This window comes from Arthrobacter sp. TMN-49 (genome assembly GCF_054511095.1).
Genome location: NZ_JBTNDH010000013.1, coordinates 1 through 17,572 on the forward strand (window position 1 = coordinate 1; position 17,572 = coordinate 17,572).

The window sequence follows — 17,572 nt, forward strand, 5'->3', positions numbered from 1 at the left end:
GGGGGGGGGGGGGGGGGGGGGGGGGGGGGGGGGGGGGGGGGGGGGGGGGGGGGGGGGGGGGGGGGGGGGGGAGGGGGTTGTGGTAACGAAGCCCCCCAACACCAAGGTCGTTGGCGTCCATGATGGCCGTGCCGGCGAACGTTGCCGCGTACTCGGCCGGGACAGCGGCCCGGACCAGGGCGCTGAGGCGAGCCGCCACGCCGTCGGGGTCAATGGGTGCATACTTCACCGAGTGGGTGGAGGTGCCCACCTGGTAGCCTGCGGCGCCGTCGATCGCGTTGATGTTGTGACCAACCACCTCGTAGAACACCCCTGACTTGCCCTGCAACTTGCCGATGACGCTGCGTGCCGAGGCGTACATAATCCTCGGCAGGCCCACCTCGTCGATTGCCAACTGCATGGACCAGGGACTGGCCAGGCCAATACCGCCGGGGTTGCGGGTGACAAACTTGCTGAAGATGCGGGCAGCGTTGGAGACCTTGATGTCCCACACAGGGATGGACCGGCCCTGTGTCATGGCAACGATCTTCTCCGAAACGAACAAGTACCAAGGAGTGTTGGAGGTGGCGTCGCCGTGGTCCCCGCCAGCTGTTGGCAGGCCGTCGAAGTAGCGCTTGACGTACGTCATGACGGCCGGGTCAAAGTCGGTTTCCTTGTAGAAAACCTCCGTGCGTAGCGGGTAGCGGCGGAATGTTCCGGCGTCGCCTGGCACTGTAATGTCAAGGTTCTTCTCGGCGTTGGGGACGTAGTCGCTCTTACCTTCGATGCCGGCCTTTACCTCGGGCTCGTCAAAGAATTCGCGCAGCCACAGCTCGGTGTTGATCAGGCGCCAGAACACCATGGTGGAGCCGGCGCTCTTGCCGCTCAGGTACTCCTCGAACGCGTAGATGACTGCGTCCTGGTCCCAGTAGGGCCGTGAGCCGAAGGAGGAGGAAAGGAAGATCTCGTAGATCTTTTCCTTCATCAGGCCAAACCATTCAGCCTCGGGGGTGGTGAAACCGATCTTGTTGCGACGGTTGCTGATCATCTCCGGCAGCAACTCGCGGGTGGCGTCGCGCAGGATGCGCTTGTTCCAGCCGCCCTTGATGATGGATTCATCGGAGAGGCTAAAGAGGAACTTCACCACTTCCTTGTCCAGGAACGGCACACGGCCCTCCAAGGAGAAGCGCATGGTGTTCTTGTCCTCGTAGCGCAGCACGGCCGGCAGGGACTTGTGGAAGAGGTCGTCAATGAGGCGCAGCTTCAAGTTATCCGGGATGTTGGAGAACTTCTCGGCCTTGTACTTGGCAGTGAACGTCTTGTTCAGCAGCGGGGTGATCCCGGCGGCCTTCTTGAAGGTCAGTGCGCCCTGAATGCGGAAACGGGCCAGACGGAACAAAATATCCGAGCTGGACACGAGTTCCTTGGCCAGCTTGGCGTTCTGCCCGTTCTTCTTCAACTGACGCAGGTAGGCGAAGTAGTAAGGAATGTAGCCGGCCATCATCTCATCGGCACCCTGGCCGTCAAGGAGCACTGTGACGTGTTTGGACGCCTCGCGCATGACCTGGTACTGGGCGTACGGGCCGGAGGAGATGATGGGCTCCTCCATTGTGCGCACAAAGTCCTCCAAGTCCTCCACGAATTCGGCGGCCTGCGGGCGGATCTTGTGGCTGATGACGTTGCCTTCGCAACGGGCCAGCACGGCGTCGGCGTACTTTTCCTCGTCGTTGAGCGAGTTGGGGAACACTGCGGAGAATGTCTGCTGCTGGGCACCGAGCGAATCGGTGGCTGCCGCCTTCTCCTGCATGAGCTTGTTGATGGTGACCACGACGGCGGAGGAGTCCAGTCCGCCGGAGAGCGCCGTGCCCACGGGGACCTCCGACTGCAGGCGCAGGCGGACACCTTCGGTGAAACGCTCCCGGTATTCGTCAATGACGGCCTCGGAGTAGGGGGTTTCAATGGCGGCCAGTTCGGCCAGTTCTTCCTTGAAGCGTGTGTAAGAACTGATGGTGATGGAGCCCGCCGGGCCGGCGTCGGTGTCAACAGTGTTCAGCACCAGCTTCTCGCCGGGCATCAACTTCTGCACACCGTCGAAGAACGTGGCTGATTCGTCGTCGTGAATACGGAACTGCAGGTAGCGGTACAGGATCCGTTCGTTGACGCCGCTAGTAATCTTGTTGGCCGCCAGCAGGGGCTTGATTTCGGAGCCGAACAGCAGCGTGGGGGCGTCGGCGGTACCGGCTGTGGCGTAGTACAACGGCTTGATGCCGAAGTGGTCGCGGGCCAGTACCAGACGGTTGTTCTTCCGGTCATGAATGGCAAAGCCAAACATGCCGTTGAACTTGTCAAAGGCGGCGTCGCCCCACTCCTCGTAGGACTGGAGAACAACTTCCGTGTCAGACTTCGTGGAGAACGTCCGGCCCAGGGCCTCCAGCTCTGCCCGCAGGTCAAGGTAGTTGTAGACCTCGCCGTTGTAGATGAGGACGGTGTCACCGTCGGCGCTGTACATCGGCTCCTGGCCGTGGGCCACATCGATGATGGAGAGACGCCGGTGCGCCAAGCCCACGTTGCCGTGAGTGTAGGTTCCTTCACCGTCGGGGCCGCGGTGCACAATGCACGCGTTCATCTCTTGGAGGAGAGTTTCGTCTTCTCCGTAGCCGTAATATCCAGCGATTCCGCACATACTACTTACCTCATCTTTAGCACGTCAGTCCTCGCACAATGCTACTTGCTCAACTACTGCACTGCTGCCAACCGTCACGGCGCGTAAGTGAAGTATTCGATGTGACTTTGCGCCCAACTAAGATGTCAGGGTGACTAAGACATCCCATGAAACTCCCCATTCCACAGCGCACAAACAGCCCCTGGTGGGTGTTTTGGCCCTGCAGGGCGATGTGCGTGAACACGCCCGCGCCGCTGAGGCGGCCGGCGCGCGTGTCATCAGTGTTCGACGCCGCTCCGAGCTGGCCGCCGTCGACGGACTGATCCTGCCCGGCGGGGAATCAACCACCATCGATAAACTGACCCGCATCTTTGAGCTGCGCGACCCCCTCCGCGACCGCATAGCCGGTGGCATGCCTGTTTACGGCAGCTGCGCGGGCATGATTCTGCTGGCCAACGACATTGCTGATCCGGCCAGAGACCTCAACGGGCAGGCGCAACAGACCCTGGGCGGGCTGGACATTACTGTGCGGCGCAACGCCTTTGGGCGCCAGGTTGATTCCTTTGAGACTGATCTGAACTTCACCGGGCTGGCCCGGGACGCCGCTGCCGGAACCCCTGTGCACGCAGTGTTTATTCGGGCACCGTGGGTGGAACGGGTGGGGGAGTCGGTGCGGGTCCTTGCTAGTGTTGAACTCCCTGCGGATGAGCAAACCGGTAGAATCGTCCCAGAAGTCCGTGCGGTAGCCGTTCGATCGGAGCATTTGCTGGCCACCTCCTTCCATCCGGAAGTGACTGGCGAGCGCCGCATCCACGAACTGTTTATTCGAATGATCAAGGGAGAAGCGTAACCATGTCAGGCCACTCCAAATGGGCAACAACCAAGCACAAAAAAGCGATTCTTGACAGCCGCCGCGCCAAGTCGTTTGCCAAGCTCATCAAGACCATTGAAGTTGCCGCCCGCGGCGGCGGAGCAGACCTCCAAGGCAACCCGGCACTGGAATTGGCTGTCTCGAAGGCGAAGAAAACTTCTGTTCCGGCAGACAACATTGACCGTGCCATCAAGCGTGGCGCGGGCCTGCTCGGCGATGCCGTTGATTACCAGACCATCATGTATGAGGGCTACGGCCCCCAAGGCACAGCGATCTTGATCGAGTGCCTCACCGACAACAAGAACCGCGCCGCCTCCGAGGTTCGTCTGGCAGTGGGCCGCAACGGCGGCAACATGGGCGATCCCGGGTCGGTTGCCTACATGTTCGCCCGCAAGGGCATTGTGAGCCTGGCCAAAAACGGTCTCAGCGAGGATGACCTGCTCATGGCCGTCCTTGACGCCGGTGCCGAAGAGGTCAAGGACCACGGTGAAACCTTTGAGATCATTTCCGACCCCCAGGACCTGCCCGCCATTCGCGCGGCCCTGGCGGAAGCCGGCATTGAGTACGACTCCGATGAGGCTGGCTTTGTCCCGTCCATGCACGTTGAACTTGAGGTGGAGAACGCCCGCAAGTTCATGAAGCTCTACGACGCCTTGGAAGACCTGGATGACGTCCAGAACATCTACTCCAACGCTGACATGAGCGCCGAGGTTCTCGCGGCACTCGAAGAGGACTAAGAACTGCGTGTTTTAGGAGTCGACCCGGGTTTGACCCGGTGCGGGCTCGGCGTCGTGGACGTCGCGCCCAACCGCACAGCCACCTTGGTGGGGGTTGGTGTGGTGGGAAGCTCACATGTTTTGTCGTTGGACGCCCGGCTGCTGGTCATCGCGGAAGCGATCGATCAGTGGCTGGATGCGTTTAAGCCAGATGTTTTAGCCATCGAACGCGTGTTTGCCCAGACCAACCTCAGCACAGTCATGGGCGTGGCGCAGGTGTCAGGCGTTGTCATGGTGGCCGCCGCCCGGCGCGGGATACCCGTTGCCATGCATACGCCGTCGGAGGTCAAGGCTGCTGTGACAGGCAACGGCCGCGCCGACAAGGCCTCGGTCACGGCCATGGTGACACGGCTGCTGCGCCTGTCCGAGCCGCCACGCCCCGCCGACGCGGCCGACGCCCTGGCGCTGGCCATAGCCCATGCCTGGCGCAGCGGCAGTGCGTATTCCCAAGATTCCTCGAGTACGACGGCGGCCCAACAGTTGTGGCGCGACGCCGAAGCCAAGTCCAAGGTCCAAAAGAACAAGGAAAAGCCCGGGGCTACCTGGCACTAGTTGTTAGTACGTATGTTCTATATACTTATTTTAGTTAGTTGGCCAGTCAGTTTCGGTGTTTGTCAGGAGCAGTTGCAATGATCAGTTTTGTCCGAGGACCCGTGGCCCATCTTTCGCTGGCCCAGGCTGTTATCGACGTCAACGGGGTGGGCATGCTGGTGCACGCCACACCCAAGACGCTCGGAAACTTGCGTCTGGGGGAGGAGTCCACCCTGACGACCACCATGATTGTGCGCGAAGACTCCATGACCCTGTACGGTTTCGCCGACGCGGACGAGCGCGAAGTCTTTGACGTGCTGCTCAGCGTCAGCGGCATCGGGCCCCGGCTTGCCCTGGCCATCTTGGCTGTGCTGGAACCGGAAGCCATCCGGCGGGCTGTGGCCGACGGTGACGGGAAGGCTTTCACTAAGGTTCCCGGTGTGGGGCCCAAGGTGGCCGGACGCATAGTCCTTGAACTTAAAGGCAAGCTCATCCCCACGGGTGCGCCCGTGTCAGCGGCCAAACCGGCGGTAGCCATGGTTTGGAAGGATCAGGTTGTTGCCGCCATGACCAGCCTTGGCTGGAACGAACGTGATGCCCTCAAGAGCATCGATGCGGCCATCGCCGATGATCCCGAACTTGGCGAGAGCACCAATGTTGCGGCCATCCTGCGCGCCACACTGCGCTGGCTGGGCCAGGACAACTCACGTCAAAGCACCAGGGTGCGCTAAGCCATGGCAATCACAAACGGCGCCGAAGGGCTGCTCCCGGGCCAAATCAGCCTTGGCGGTGACCCGGCCAGCACGGCAATCGCCGCCAATCTGGCTGTGCCCGCACCGGAGCCCGAGGAGCGTGAGCTCGAAGCTGCCCTGCGCCCCAAGAACCTTGCGGACTTTGTGGGCCAGCAGCGGGTCCGTAAGCAACTGTCACTGGTGTTGGCCGCCTCCAAGATTCGCGGCCGCAGCGCGGACCACGTTTTGATGTCCGGCCCGCCCGGTCTCGGCAAGACCACACTTGCCATGATCATTGCCGCCGAAATGAACGCGCCGTTGCGGATCAGCTCCGGCCCGGCCATTCAGCATGCAGGGGATCTCGCGGCCATTCTTTCCTCACTGTCGGAGGGTGAGGTGTTGTTCCTTGATGAAATCCACCGCATGTCCAGGCCTGCCGAGGAAATGCTGTACATGGCCATGGAGGACTTCCGTGTGGACATCATTGTGGGCAAGGGCGCCGGCGCCACGGCCATTCCGTTGGAACTGCCCCCGTTCACCCTGGTGGGCGCGACCACACGCGCAGGGCTGCTCCCCGGCCCGCTGCGGGACAGGTTTGGCTTTACCGGCCATCTGGAGTTTTATTCCGTGGCAGAACTTGAACTGGTGCTGCGACGGTCGGCCGGCATGCTGGATCTGAAACTGACCAGCGCAGGATTCTCCGAGATTGCCGGACGGTCCCGCGGTACCCCCCGCATTGCCAACCGCCTCCTGCGGCGTGTGCGGGACTGGGCGTTGGTGCACGGCATAGAAACCATCGATGCCCGCACGGCGTCGGCGGCCCTGGACATGTATGAAGTGGATGTCCGGGGCCTTGACCGCCTGGACAGGTCGGTTTTGGAAGCCCTGGTCCACAAATTCAATGGCGGACCCGTAGGTCTGTCGACCTTGGCCATTGCTGTTGGTGAAGAGCCCGAAACTGTTGAAACGGTGGCAGAGCCGTTCCTGGTTCGCGAAGGCTTGTTGGGGCGAACCCCTCGCGGGCGCATAGCGATGCCTGCAGCATGGGACCACCTTGGTTTGAAGATGCCGCGAAATGCTGTGGCGGCAGCCATGCTGCCCTTTGACGAAGACGATGATGAGCTCTAGCTCAGAAGCTCATAGTGATCTTGGACAAGCCGGACCATAGCCGCTTGCGCTAAGGCCCGGCCATAGTTCGCGCCGTGGGGCGCTCACCCCGGCTCAGGGCCACGTCAATAGACACAACTTGGCCGCCGTGATGAGTCTTTGTGAGCAAATCCGGGTGGTTTATCATCCAACGTTCAGCTTTACCCTCTAGACTGGTATGACGTCCGGCACGTTTGCTCCGCGCCAGACCCCACCTGTCATTAAAAGAATGGAACCCTCGCTGTGTCTTTCAGCAGTATTTTGGCCGCCGAAGCGGCCGCCCCGGCCAGCCTCTTCAGCGGCACCAACCTTATTTTGTTCGCCATGTTTGGCTTGCTCATCTTCATGATGGTGCGCAAACAAAAGAAGACCAAGGCAGCCGCGGCAGAACAGCGCTCCAAACTGGCTCCCGGTGTTGAGATGATGACCAACTTTGGTTTGTTCGGCAAAGTAATCTCCATTGATGAAGACGAGAACAAAATCGTCTTGGAAATCTCCCCCGGCACCACCGCGACAGTTCACCGTCAGACGGTTGCCAAAATCATTGCGCCTGAAACCGCCGAGGCCGTTGTTCCCGATGACGCCTCCGCCTTGACTCCGAGCCTGGAAAAGACGGAGAAGACCGGGGAATCTGTTGAGGAATCCCTTGAGCGCCTGAAGAACGAAAACAAAGACAACTAGCCTTATTCGGGTTGGCTGCTGCTGTGCCGATGAATGTCGTGCACAGCAGCATTGCCATGTTCACAACACCCGTGACCAATAGAAGGATCCCTTGATGGCACGAACAGGTCCGACGTCCACAGCTCGCAGAACTCTTCTGTGGCTTGCGGCGATCATCATTGCATGCACCTTGGCAGTAGGTGGCGGCGTCCTTGCCGGAGCCGCCTCATGGTCGCCAAAACTGGGTCTTGACCTTGAGGGTGGTACCCAAATGATTCTGGCGCCCAAGGTTGAGGGCGCCGGCAGTATCACGAGCGAGCAGTTGGACCAGGCCGTGTCCATCATCCGTCAGCGCGTTGACGGTTCGGGTGTTTCGGAAGCGCAGATTTCCACCGAGGGCGGCAACAACGTTGTTGTGAACATGCCCGGCAAGCCCACTGATGAAGAGCGTGAACTCATCAAGGCTTCGGCCAACATGAACTTCCGCCCGGTCATTGTTGCGACTCAGGCTCCCACCGGTACCGTACCGCCGGCCGAGCGGACTCCTGCGGACAAGCTGCCGGTTCCCACGGCTGCGCCCGTCAACGCCAGCGACCCCAACTGGGTTGATGCGGCGCTGATGAAGGAGTTCGAGGCAACCAGCTGTATTGCACCGCTGACTGACCGCCCCACCAGCTCCGACCCGGCAAAGCCTTTGGTGAGCTGTGAGCCCGAGTCCGGCATCAAGTACATCCTTGGCCCGGTGGAAATCCCCGGCAAGTGGATCAAGACTGCAAGCCACGGCCTGCAAGCTGGCGCCCAGGGTGCCACCACCAATGAATGGTCGGTTCAGCTCACGCTGACCAAGCCCGAGGGTGCCGAGGCGTTCAAGGACGTCACCCAGCGCCTGAATGCGAAGTACCTGGCCAACCCGGATGATCCGCAGGCCCGTTTCGCCATTGTTCTAGATGACAGTGTCATCTCCGCTCCGGCGTCCATGGCTGTCATCACCGATGGTCAGTCCTCGATCACCGGCCAGTTCACCGAAACCAGTGCCAAGGCACTGGCGGACAAGCTGAAGTTTGGTTCCTTGCCCATCAGTTTCGAGATCCAAAGTGAACTCCAGATCTCGGCAACTCTTGGTTTGCAGCAGCTGGAAATGGGACTGTTGGCCGGTATGATCGGCCTTGTTTTGGTGGTCATCTACTCACTGTTCCAGTACCGGGCACTGGGTTTTGTCACCATCATTTCCCTGATCATCGCCGGTGTGATTACCTACCTGGCCATAATTTTGCTCGGCTGGGCGGAAAACTACAGGCTCTCCCTGGCGGGTGTGGCGGGTATCATCGTGGCCATCGGTCAAACAGCTGACTCGTTCATTGTGTACTTTGAACGGGTCAGAGATGAGCTACGTGACGGTCGTGGGCTCATTGCCGCCGTCGAAAACGGTTGGTCCCGAGCCAAGCGCACCATCCTGGCTTCCAAGGCCGTGAACATCCTGGCCTCCTTGGTGCTCTACTTTGTTTCCGTTGGCAACGTCAAGGGTTTCGCGTTCACACTGGGCCTGACAGCGGTAGCTGACCTCATTGTGGTCTTCATGTTCACCCACCCGACGTTGCAGCTGTTGGCACGTACCAAATTCTTCGGTGAAGGCCACGCCTTCTCCGGACTTGACCCGGTTCAACTCGGTGCCATCCCCTTGTACCGCGGGGCAGGCCGGTTCCGGACCCCTGAAGAGACAGTGGAAGTTGTCAAGGGTAAGAATGCCCGCGCAGCCGGTGAAGCCGAACGACGCCAGACCATCGCCGAACGGCGGCTGGCGGCCAAGGACGCTGAACTGGTTGGCAGCCGGGGTGCCGGGGCGGCAAAGTCCGAGTCCGATGATGACTCGAAGGAGAGCAAGTAATGAAGAGTTTCGCCACTTTTGGCAACGAACTGTACACCGGTGAACGGTCCTACGAGTTTGTTGGAAAACGTAAAGTCTGGTTTGGCATCACGGGTCTTGCCGTTCTGCTGTCCCTCTTGATTCCCATGCTGGGCGGTGGCTTCAACTTCGGTATTGAGTTCCGCGGCGGCTCACAGTTCACCATTTCCGCGGTTGCCCACACCGACGCAGCCATTGGTGAAGCGGCGGTTGCCGAGGCAGCCCCCGGCACGGCAGCTGTGGTGACCAACATTGCTGGCCAAACCATGCAAGTCCAGACGGACAGGCTCAGTGATGACGAGACCTTGAAGGTCAAGGATGCGTTGAAGTCCGCCTACGGGGTCACCGAGGATCACATCACCTCAACCTATGTTGGACCCACCTGGGGGCAGGATGTTTCACGCCAAGCCATCATCGGTTTCATTGTCTTTGTGCTGCTGGCAACTGTCTTGATGGCCTTGTACTTCCGCACCTGGCGAATGTCCATTGCCGCCGTGGTGGGTCTGCTGGTGGTCATGGTTGTCACGGCGGGGGTCTACGCGGCATCCAGCTTTGAAGTCACGCCGTCGGCCATCATCGGGTTCCTGACCATTTTGAGCTACTCGCTCTATGACACGGTGGTGGTCTTTGACAAGATTCGAGAAAACACGGCAGACATCACCAAATCGGTGCGCAGGACGTTCGGTGAGGAAGTCAACCTGGCCGTCAACCAGACGCTGGTCCGTTCCATCAACACCATGATGGTTGCTGTCTTGCCGGTTGGCTCCATCTTGTTCATCGGTGCCTTCCTGCTCGGCGCCGGTACCCTGCGTGACCTGTCCCTGGCGCTGTTCATCGGCATTATTGTCAGTACGTTCTCCACCATCTTCGTCGCGGCACCGCTGTACGCCTGGTTGCGTGAGCGCGAGCCCGAACTGGCCAAGCAGGCCAAGAAGGTGCACTCGCGCCGCGCCAGCGAGGCAAACGAAGCCGCAAAGAGCGTTATCGCCTGATAGCGGCAAGGCTCGAACATAGCCGGGGGTGGATGCACAGCATCCGCCCCCGGCTATCCTTTTGGTCAAAGTTTTCTCATCCGCGCCTTACACTGGATAAATGCTCCGTAGTGAGCGTGCAGCCGCGAATGTGAGGGAGGTAATGCGTTGAACGATGAATCGCCCTCGCATAAAATATTGACCGAACCCGGGTCCCCGACTCCCGAGGATGCTGGCGCTTCCAAGCCGCGCCCGCCGGAGCTACGCCCCACCTTCCCCGGCCGCCGTGAACGCACACGATCGCGTCTGGCCAGGTTGACTGGTTGGTCCAATGAAAGTTACTCACCGATCTTGGAGCCTTTGCTGCGCATTGTGCGGGCCAAGAACCCCAAAGAAGACTTTGAGCTGATCCAACGCGCCTTCTCTGTCGCGGAGAAGTACCACGAGGGCCAGAAGCGCAAGAGCGGCGATCCCTATATCACCCACCCGGTGGCCGTGACAACCATTCTGGCTGAGCTGGGCATGAGCGGCAGCACCCTGGCAGCGGCGTTGCTGCATGACACGGTTGAGGACACCCCCTACACACTGGCCGAGCTGGAACGGGACTTTGGGCCGGAAATCACCATGCTGGTGGACGGTGTCACCAAACTCGACAAGGTTGAATTTGGTGATGCGGCCCAGGCTGAGACTGTCCGCAAAATGGTTATTGCCATGGCGAAAGACATCCGTGTCCTGGTCATCAAACTGGCCGACAGGTTGCACAACGCCCGCACGTGGAGGTTCGTCTCAGCTGCCTCCTCGGAGAAGAAGGCCAGGGAAACCCTGGACATCTTTGCACCGCTAGCGCACCGACTCGGCATGAACGCCATGAAATGGGAGCTCGAAGAACTGTCCTTCGCCGCCTTGTACCCCAAGGTGTATGAAGAGATTGTCCGGATGGTTCAGGACCGCTCTCCCGAGCGTGAGAAGCAACTGAGCATCATCCGCCGCGAAATCGCCGAATCATTGCGAGTGGCCAAGATCAAGGCCGACATTACCGGCCGGCCCAAACACTATTACTCCATCTACCAAAAAATGGTGGTACGCAACAAAGACTTTGATGACATCAACGATCTCATCGGCGTCCGTGTACTAGTTGACACAGTGGGTGACTGTTATGCGGCCCTTGGCCAAATTCACTCACTCTGGAACCCTCTGGTGGGGCGTTTCAAGGACTACATTGCGCTGCCAAAGTTCAACATGTACCAGTCTCTGCACACGACAGTGGTGGGCCCGGGCGGTAAGTTGGTGGAGATTCAGATCCGCACCCTGGAGATGCATCAGCGGGCAGAGTACGGCGTTGCAGCTCATTGGAAGTACAAGAGCGGCAACAAGACGCCCGTCACCAGCCAGGATGACATGAACTGGTTGCGCACCTTGGTGGATTGGCAGCAGGAGACCAAGGACCCCAACGAGTTCCTGGAATCATTGCGGTATGAGATGAACGCCAAGGAAGTGTTTGTCTACACCCCCAAGGGCGCCGTCATAGCGCTGCCCGAGGGTTCCACCCCCGTGGATTTTGCCTACAGCGTGCACACCGAGGTGGGTCACAGAACCATTGGGGCCCGTGTCAACGGCAAGCTGGTGCCGCTCAATAGTGAACTTGCCCATGGCGACACTGTGGAGATCTTCACCAACAAGGCCGAGGGTGCCGGGCCCAGCCAGGATTGGCAAAACTTTGTTAAGAGTCCCAGGGCGCGGAACAAGATCCGCCAATGGTTTAGCAAGGAACGCCGGGAAGAGTCCATTGAAAAGGGCAAGGAACTCCTAACCAAGGGCATGCGCAAGGCGAACCTGCCCTTGCAAAAGATGATGACTCACGACGCCCTTCTGGCCGTTGCGGAGCATTTTCACTACACAGACGTTTCCGGGCTCTACGCCGCCGTGGGGGACGGGCACACCTCCACACAGTCAGTGGTGGAGCGGCTACGCGACGTGCTCGGTGTCCCCCACGACATTGAGGCTGCCCCGGCGCTGCTGGATACGCACATCTCCACCAGCCGCCCGCGCGTCTCCGATTCCGGCGTGGTTGTCCGCGGAGTTGACGATGTCCTAGTCAAGCTGGCCAGGTGCTGTACACCCGTGCCACCGGATCCCATCTCCGGATTCGTCACCAAGGGCTCGGGGGTGTCCGTGCACCGCCAGGACTGCCCCAATCTATTGCACCTGCAAAACGAGCCGGACAGGCTGGTTGAGGTTGAATGGGCCCAGGCCCAATCGGGTGTGTTCCTCGTGGAGATCCAGGTAGAGGCCCTGGACCGCAAGAGTTTGCTCTCCGATGTGACGCGCGTGCTGGCCGAATGCCATGTGAACATTCTGGCAGCGAGTGTCACCACCACACGCAACCGGGTGGCAATGTCCAAATTTGCGTTCGAGATGGGTGATCCGAAGTACCTGGACAATGTGTTCAACGCTGTGCGCCGCATTGACGGGGTCTACGACGTCTACCGGGCAACCGGGTCACACCGGCGCAGCTAAGGTCACTGACCGGCGTCGAGCATGCTGCGCACGATTTCCTGCGCCCGGAGCTTACCGGGCACGTGGGTGGCGGCGGCTAGGGCTCGTTGGATCCCGCCCACGGTGCACAGCAACGACGGCCGGGCGACCATAGCGGCCAGGACTGCCCGCGCCATGGCCTCCGGGGCGGATCGCGCCACGTCCACGGCTGTGCGCAAGGGGCTCGTCACCAGGGCCCCGCCCACCGTCCGCACATCCGCGGCGTCCAGGTAGACCTGGCGCAAGGTGCAGCCGCTGCGGGCGGGCAGGGAGGCCGTATTGCCGTCATTATCCACCAGCAGCGAAATGATCTGCGGCGGGGGAGCGCAGCCATAGACCCACGCGGCGGCCAGCTGCCCCAGAACGGCCCGTTTTTCCAGCGCCGCCGGAATGCTAAGTTTCAGCGCCCCTGCCCGCACTGCAGGCGTTTCGGCCAGAGCCCGGGGGCGGAAGACGTCACCCACCACGGCGTCCAGCACGCCGTCGAGCTTCATGGCATGCAGTTCGGCCAGGATGAACATATCCCCGGGAACCTGAAGCGTGCCGGGCAGGCTTGATGATTCGTTCATGAACCAAGACTGCCCCCGAACACGGCAAACAAAAAGGCCCCCGAGCCGGATTGTGGACAACCCGGCCCTGGGGCCTTATGAACTGCTCAAAATAGTTGCTAGGAGAAGTCCTCAGCGGCCTTCTGGATCTGCTCCAGCCACAGTTCACGAGCTTCCAAGGCCTCGGTAGCCTTGGCTACCTTGCGGGCATCGCCGGCCTTCTGGGCCTGTGCAAGATCGTCTCGAAGACCAGCAATGGTCGCTTCGAGCTGGCTCAAGGCGTTACTGGTGCGGGCCTTGGCTTCGGGATCGCTGCGGCGCCAGTTGTCGTCGTCGGCTGCACGGACGGCCTCTTCAACCTTGCGCAAACCAGCCTCAATACGCGCCATGTCGTTGCGGGGAACCTTGCCAGCTGCCTCCCACTTGTCACGAATGGCCTGCAAAGCCTTCTTTGTGGCGTTCAGGTCCTTGATCGGCAGCAGCGCCTCAGCTTCGGCAATCAGGGCTTCCTTGACCAGCAAGTTGGCACCGAACTCCTCATCCAAGGCGTTGTTGGCGGCCTGGCGGGCAGCGAAGAACTTGTCCTGCGCGCCGCGGAAGCGGGCCCACAGGGCGTCGTCATCCTTGCGGCTGGCGCGAGGCGAACCCTTCCACTGATCCATCAGGCGGCGGTACTCGCCAGCGGCGAAGCCCCAGTCGGTTGACGTTGCCAATTCCTCGGCGGCCTCAATCAAGGACTCCTTGGTGCTCTTGGCAGCGGCGTTGTTGTTGTCCAGCTGGGAGAAGTAGGCGCGGCGGTGGCGGTCAAACACTGTGCGGGCGCTGCGGAATCGCTTCCACAGGCCTTCCTCAGTGGCCCGGCCAAGTCGCATGCCCGACTTCTGGGCCTGCTTCCAGAACTCAAAGAGTTCGTTCATGCGGGCGCTGCTGATTTTCCACTGGATCGTGGCGGGGTCTCCGGCCGCAATGGCCTCAGCCTCGGCAACAATGGCCTCACGCGCCGCCAGCTCCACAGAGCGGGCAGCCTCATGGGTTGCGCGCTCAGCAGCGTTCAGTGCCTTGATGCTCTCATCCAGGGCCACCAGACGGGCCAACGCCGCGTTGACATCACCGACGGTGTTGCGTTCGCCAAGCTGTTCACGCAGGTGTGTGACCGTCTTGTGCATGTCAGTGGTGGGGGCCTTGGCCTCAACACGCTGCTCAAGCAACGTCACCTGGGCCAGGATGTCCTCGAACTTGCGGGCAAAGTAGGCCAAGGCCTCATCCTTGCTGGCGCCGGGGTACTGGCCTACCGGGAACTCCTCGCCGTCCAGCAGCAGGAAAACGTGTCCGTCTTCTTCGGCACGGCCAAACTTGGCAGCCTCCACCAAGTCCACCGCCGGGACTGCCACTACCGGGGCAGCAACAGGGGCAGTAGGTGCCGGAGCCTTGGGCCGGGCAGCAAAGGCTGCCGGTGACGGCGAAGGTGTGGGAGCTGGAAGGGGGGCCTGCGCCGCGTCGGCAGCGTCCGGCGTCGCGTTTTCCTGGGCAGGAATAGCCGGCTCGGTTGTTGAGGCAAGTGTTTCGTCGGATTCTTGACTGTGTGTCACCGCTAAAAGTCTTTCGCTGGAGGGAACTGAGGGGTGGAGCAAAAACGATCCGGCCGGGATCGCCTTGAAGCGTCTTTACGTGGTGGGCGTTGGTGCGTTCCACCACGAGTGGCCTGATGAAATCTAGTCAAGCTTGAACGAGTCTATCGTCACCTTGGTCTTGGGGGTGCCGTCGGTGGCGTCGCCGTCGATCCCGCCGGCAGCAATTGCGCTCACTACGTCTAGGCCGCTGGTGACCTTGCCGACTATTGTGTAGCCGCCGGTGTCCTGGGGCAGGACGGTGTCCTTGAAGGTGATGAAGAACTGGGTGCCGTTGGAGTACGTGGTGTTGGCGCGGGCCACGGCAATGGTGCCGGCAGGGTATTTGCCATCGGCCGGAGTGTTCTCCACAGGACCCCACTGGTAGCTGGGATCGCCCTGGCCGTCGCCCTTGAGTGAACCGCACTGCAACACGCCGAAGTTTTCAGCGTCGGCGAGTCGGTGGCAGCTTTTGCCCGTCAAGAAATCAGTATCAGCTAAGGACTTGAACACTGCCGCCGCCTGAGGGGCCTTGGTGCCGTCCACGCTCACGCCAACAGGCTGCCCATTGAGGCTCAGCGAACCCGTGAAGGTTTTGCCCTTGGCCGTGTCAGCCTTGGGAACCGTGGGGCTGTTGGTCTTCACGGGTGCAGCGGTTGTCGGCGCTGCCGAGGGGGTGGCCGTCGCTGTGGGCGTCGGTTCCGGATCCGCGGAGGCACTGTCTTTGGGGGCAAACACAGTCAACGCCAACACGATGGCAACCATGAGGGTTACTGCAATGGCGACGGCTGCGATCCAGTTGTCGCGCTGGCGGCGTTGGAGTTGCTCCCGGTGCAGGGCCTGGTTGGCTTCCATGCGTGCGACGCGTGCCTTGGCTTCGCGGCTGGACTTATGGTTGTTGGCCAACTGTGCCTCTCCTTCTTGTGCGAGCGGTATGTTCACCCGCGCCGTGTGAGCGTGGCGGGGGTAGGTTAGGGGTGGAGTGTCAAACCTTATAAAATGGCATTCGGTGTCAGTTTACTCATGTATTTGCCGCAAAGCTGCGAGCATGACAGGGCCAAGCACACACCGTTACGTATACCCGCCCCGCCACTTGCGTGAATGAACCTGCACTGTGGCGCATGTTAGGAGAGCATTACCCATGGCACGCAACGCCTCCTTGTCCGGTTTTCCCGAGTGGCTTCCCGAGGAACGGTTGGTGGAACAGCATGTGTTGGACACGCTGCGCCGCACCTTTGAACTCCACGGGTTCAGCTCCGTTGAGACCCGGGCGGTGGAGACTGTGGGCCAACTCCTGCGCAAGGGCGAGATTGATAAAGAGGTGTACGCGCTCTCCCGCCTGCAGGACGACGACGGGAACGCGGCCGCCGCTGCCAAGGCCGACCCCAACCAGCTGGCCCTGCACTTTGATTTGACAGTGCCCTTCGCCCGGTACGTGGTGGAGAACGCCGGCTACCTGTCCTTCCCGTTCCGCCGCTACCAGATCCAGAAGGTTTGGCGTGGCGAGCGTCCCCAGGAGGGGCGGGCCCGTGAGTTCACCCAAGCCGATATTGATGTAGTGGCCGACGGCGAACTTCCCTTCCGTTACGACGTGGAACTTGCGCTGGTGATTGCCGAGGCGCTGTCCGCCCTGCCCATTCCCGCCTTCAAGCTGCGGATCAACAACCGCAAGTTGGCTGAAGGTTTCTACCGGGGGATCGGGCTGACCGACACTGCCGGCGTGCTGCGCAGCATTGACAAGTTGGAAAAAATTGGCGCGGAAGCCGTGGCCACGTTGCTCAAGAACGAACTTGGCGCCACCGACGAACAAGCCGCCAAGGCCCTTGCCCTGGCCTCCATCCGCACCGAGGACACCTCCTTCGTGGCCGCTGTGCGCGCCTTGGGCGTCACCAACGAGCTCATGGAGGAAGGCCTGAACGAACTGGAGCAGGTCATTGCCGCGGCCGTGAAGAGCGCCCCGGGCTCGGTGGTCGCCGACCTGTCCATTGCCCGCGGTTTGGACTACTACACAGGAACCGTCTACGAGACAGTCCTGGTGGGCCACGAGGCGCTGGGCTCCATCTGCTCCGGCGGACGTTATGACGCACTGGCGTCCAAGGGCAACCGCAAGTTCCCCGGCGTCGGCCTCTCCATTGGTGTGACCCGCTTGGTGGCCCGGATCCTCAGCCAGGAATTCGCCAAGGCCTCCCGCAGTGTCCCCACAGCCGTGCTTGTCACCTTGGTGGATGAGGACAGCTGGTCTGATGCCCAGGACGTGGCGACAGCCTTGCGTGCCCGCGGCATCGCCACGGAGGTTGCCGCCAAGGCGGACAAGTTCGGCAAGCAGATCAAATACGCCGACAAGCGTGGGATTCCTTACGTCTGGTTCACCGACGAGTCCGGTGCCCACCAGGTCAAGGACATCCGTTCCGGGGAGCAAGTAACGGCAGATCCCGCCGCCTGGATGCCACCGGCCAAGGACCTGACGCCGCAAATCGTCGTCGCGTAACTCACCCTCCTCGCATCTGTGGCAGTTGTTGGACCGAATCGGGCTGAGAAAGCGCTTTCCAATGCAACAACTGTCACACAGATCGTCGGGGCGGGGATGCAGCAGTCCACGGTAAACTCTTAGACAAACTCTTTCTCCGGCCGCCAATCGCGGGCCGTTCACCA

General features: G+C 61.0%; 14 protein-coding genes. 10 read left to right on the forward strand and 4 right to left on the reverse strand.

Going from position 1 to position 17,572, the window contains the following annotated elements:
* On the reverse strand, positions 1-2,662 hold a 2,662-nt coding region (asnB, locus tag ACX80E_RS07610; protein ID WP_459301320.1), incomplete at its 3' end, for an asparagine synthase (glutamine-hydrolyzing).
* 130 nt (positions 2,663-2,792) lie between these two features.
* On the opposite strand from asnB, the gene pdxT reads away from it, so the two are divergent.
* The 9 genes from pdxT to ACX80E_RS07655 all read left to right on the forward strand — a co-directional run bounded on the left by pdxT (position 2,793) and on the right by ACX80E_RS07655 (position 12,747).
* Positions 2,793-3,491 carry a pyridoxal 5'-phosphate synthase glutaminase subunit PdxT gene (gene pdxT, locus ACX80E_RS07615; protein WP_459301321.1) on the forward strand — a complete coding sequence of 233 codons (699 nt, stop codon included), beginning with the start codon at positions 2,793-2,795 and terminating at the stop codon, positions 3,489-3,491.
* A gap of 2 nt (positions 3,492-3,493) precedes the next feature.
* Complete coding sequence (locus ACX80E_RS07620; RefSeq protein WP_459301322.1) at positions 3,494-4,249, forward strand: YebC/PmpR family DNA-binding transcriptional regulator; 756 nt, start codon at positions 3,494-3,496, stop codon at positions 4,247-4,249.
* 3 nt (positions 4,250-4,252) lie between these two features.
* Entirely contained in the window at positions 4,253-4,840 is a 588-nt protein-coding gene (gene ruvC / locus ACX80E_RS07625) for a crossover junction endodeoxyribonuclease RuvC (RefSeq protein WP_459301411.1), read from the forward strand.
* 77 nt (positions 4,841-4,917) lie between these two features.
* Positions 4,918-5,550 (forward strand): Holliday junction branch migration protein RuvA, encoded by a 633-nt coding sequence (ruvA, locus tag ACX80E_RS07630; RefSeq protein WP_459301323.1) that lies wholly within the window; start codon positions 4,918-4,920, stop codon positions 5,548-5,550.
* 3 nt (positions 5,551-5,553) lie between these two features.
* Positions 5,554-6,678: a Holliday junction branch migration DNA helicase RuvB gene (gene ruvB / locus ACX80E_RS07635; RefSeq protein ID WP_459301324.1), complete on the forward strand. Its 1,125-nt coding sequence runs from the start codon at positions 5,554-5,556 to the stop codon at positions 6,676-6,678.
* Positions 6,679-6,939: 261 nt separating this feature from the next.
* Positions 6,940-7,377: a preprotein translocase subunit YajC gene (gene yajC, locus ACX80E_RS07640; protein WP_459301325.1), complete on the forward strand. Its 438-nt coding sequence runs from the start codon at positions 6,940-6,942 to the stop codon at positions 7,375-7,377.
* A 94-nt stretch (positions 7,378-7,471) separates the two neighbouring features.
* Positions 7,472-9,241 (forward strand): protein translocase subunit SecD, encoded by a 1,770-nt coding sequence (gene secD / locus ACX80E_RS07645; RefSeq protein ID WP_459301326.1) that lies wholly within the window; start codon positions 7,472-7,474, stop codon positions 9,239-9,241.
* Positions 9,241-10,251, forward strand: coding sequence for a protein translocase subunit SecF (gene secF, locus ACX80E_RS07650; protein WP_459301327.1), 1,011 nt, complete (start codon positions 9,241-9,243; stop codon positions 10,249-10,251). Before secD ends, secF begins: the two co-directional genes overlap by 1 nt.
* Before the next feature lie 177 nt (positions 10,252-10,428).
* Positions 10,429-12,747 (forward strand): RelA/SpoT family protein, encoded by a 2,319-nt coding sequence (locus tag ACX80E_RS07655; RefSeq protein WP_459301328.1) that lies wholly within the window; start codon positions 10,429-10,431, stop codon positions 12,745-12,747.
* Positions 12,748-12,749: 2 nt separating this feature from the next.
* On the opposite strand, the gene ACX80E_RS07660 is transcribed toward ACX80E_RS07655, so the two are convergent.
* The 3 genes from ACX80E_RS07660 to ACX80E_RS07670 all read right to left on the reverse strand — a co-directional run bounded on the left by ACX80E_RS07660 (position 12,750) and on the right by ACX80E_RS07670 (position 15,826).
* Positions 12,750-13,334 (reverse strand): hypothetical protein, encoded by a 585-nt coding sequence (locus tag ACX80E_RS07660; protein ID WP_459301329.1) that lies wholly within the window; start codon positions 13,332-13,334, stop codon positions 12,750-12,752.
* Positions 13,335-13,432: 98 nt separating this feature from the next.
* Positions 13,433-14,902 carry a DUF349 domain-containing protein gene (locus ACX80E_RS07665; RefSeq protein WP_459301330.1) on the reverse strand — a complete coding sequence of 490 codons (1,470 nt, stop codon included), beginning with the start codon at positions 14,900-14,902 and terminating at the stop codon, positions 13,433-13,435.
* A gap of 123 nt (positions 14,903-15,025) precedes the next feature.
* Positions 15,026-15,826, reverse strand: a complete 801-nt coding sequence (locus tag ACX80E_RS07670) for a peptidylprolyl isomerase (protein WP_459301331.1) — start codon at positions 15,824-15,826, stop codon at positions 15,026-15,028.
* Between the two features lie 235 nt (positions 15,827-16,061).
* Between ACX80E_RS07670 and hisS the strand changes: the two genes are divergently transcribed.
* Positions 16,062-17,408, forward strand: coding sequence for a histidine--tRNA ligase (hisS, locus tag ACX80E_RS07675; protein ID WP_459301332.1), 1,347 nt, complete (start codon positions 16,062-16,064; stop codon positions 17,406-17,408).
* Positions 17,409-17,572 lie beyond the last annotated feature (164 nt).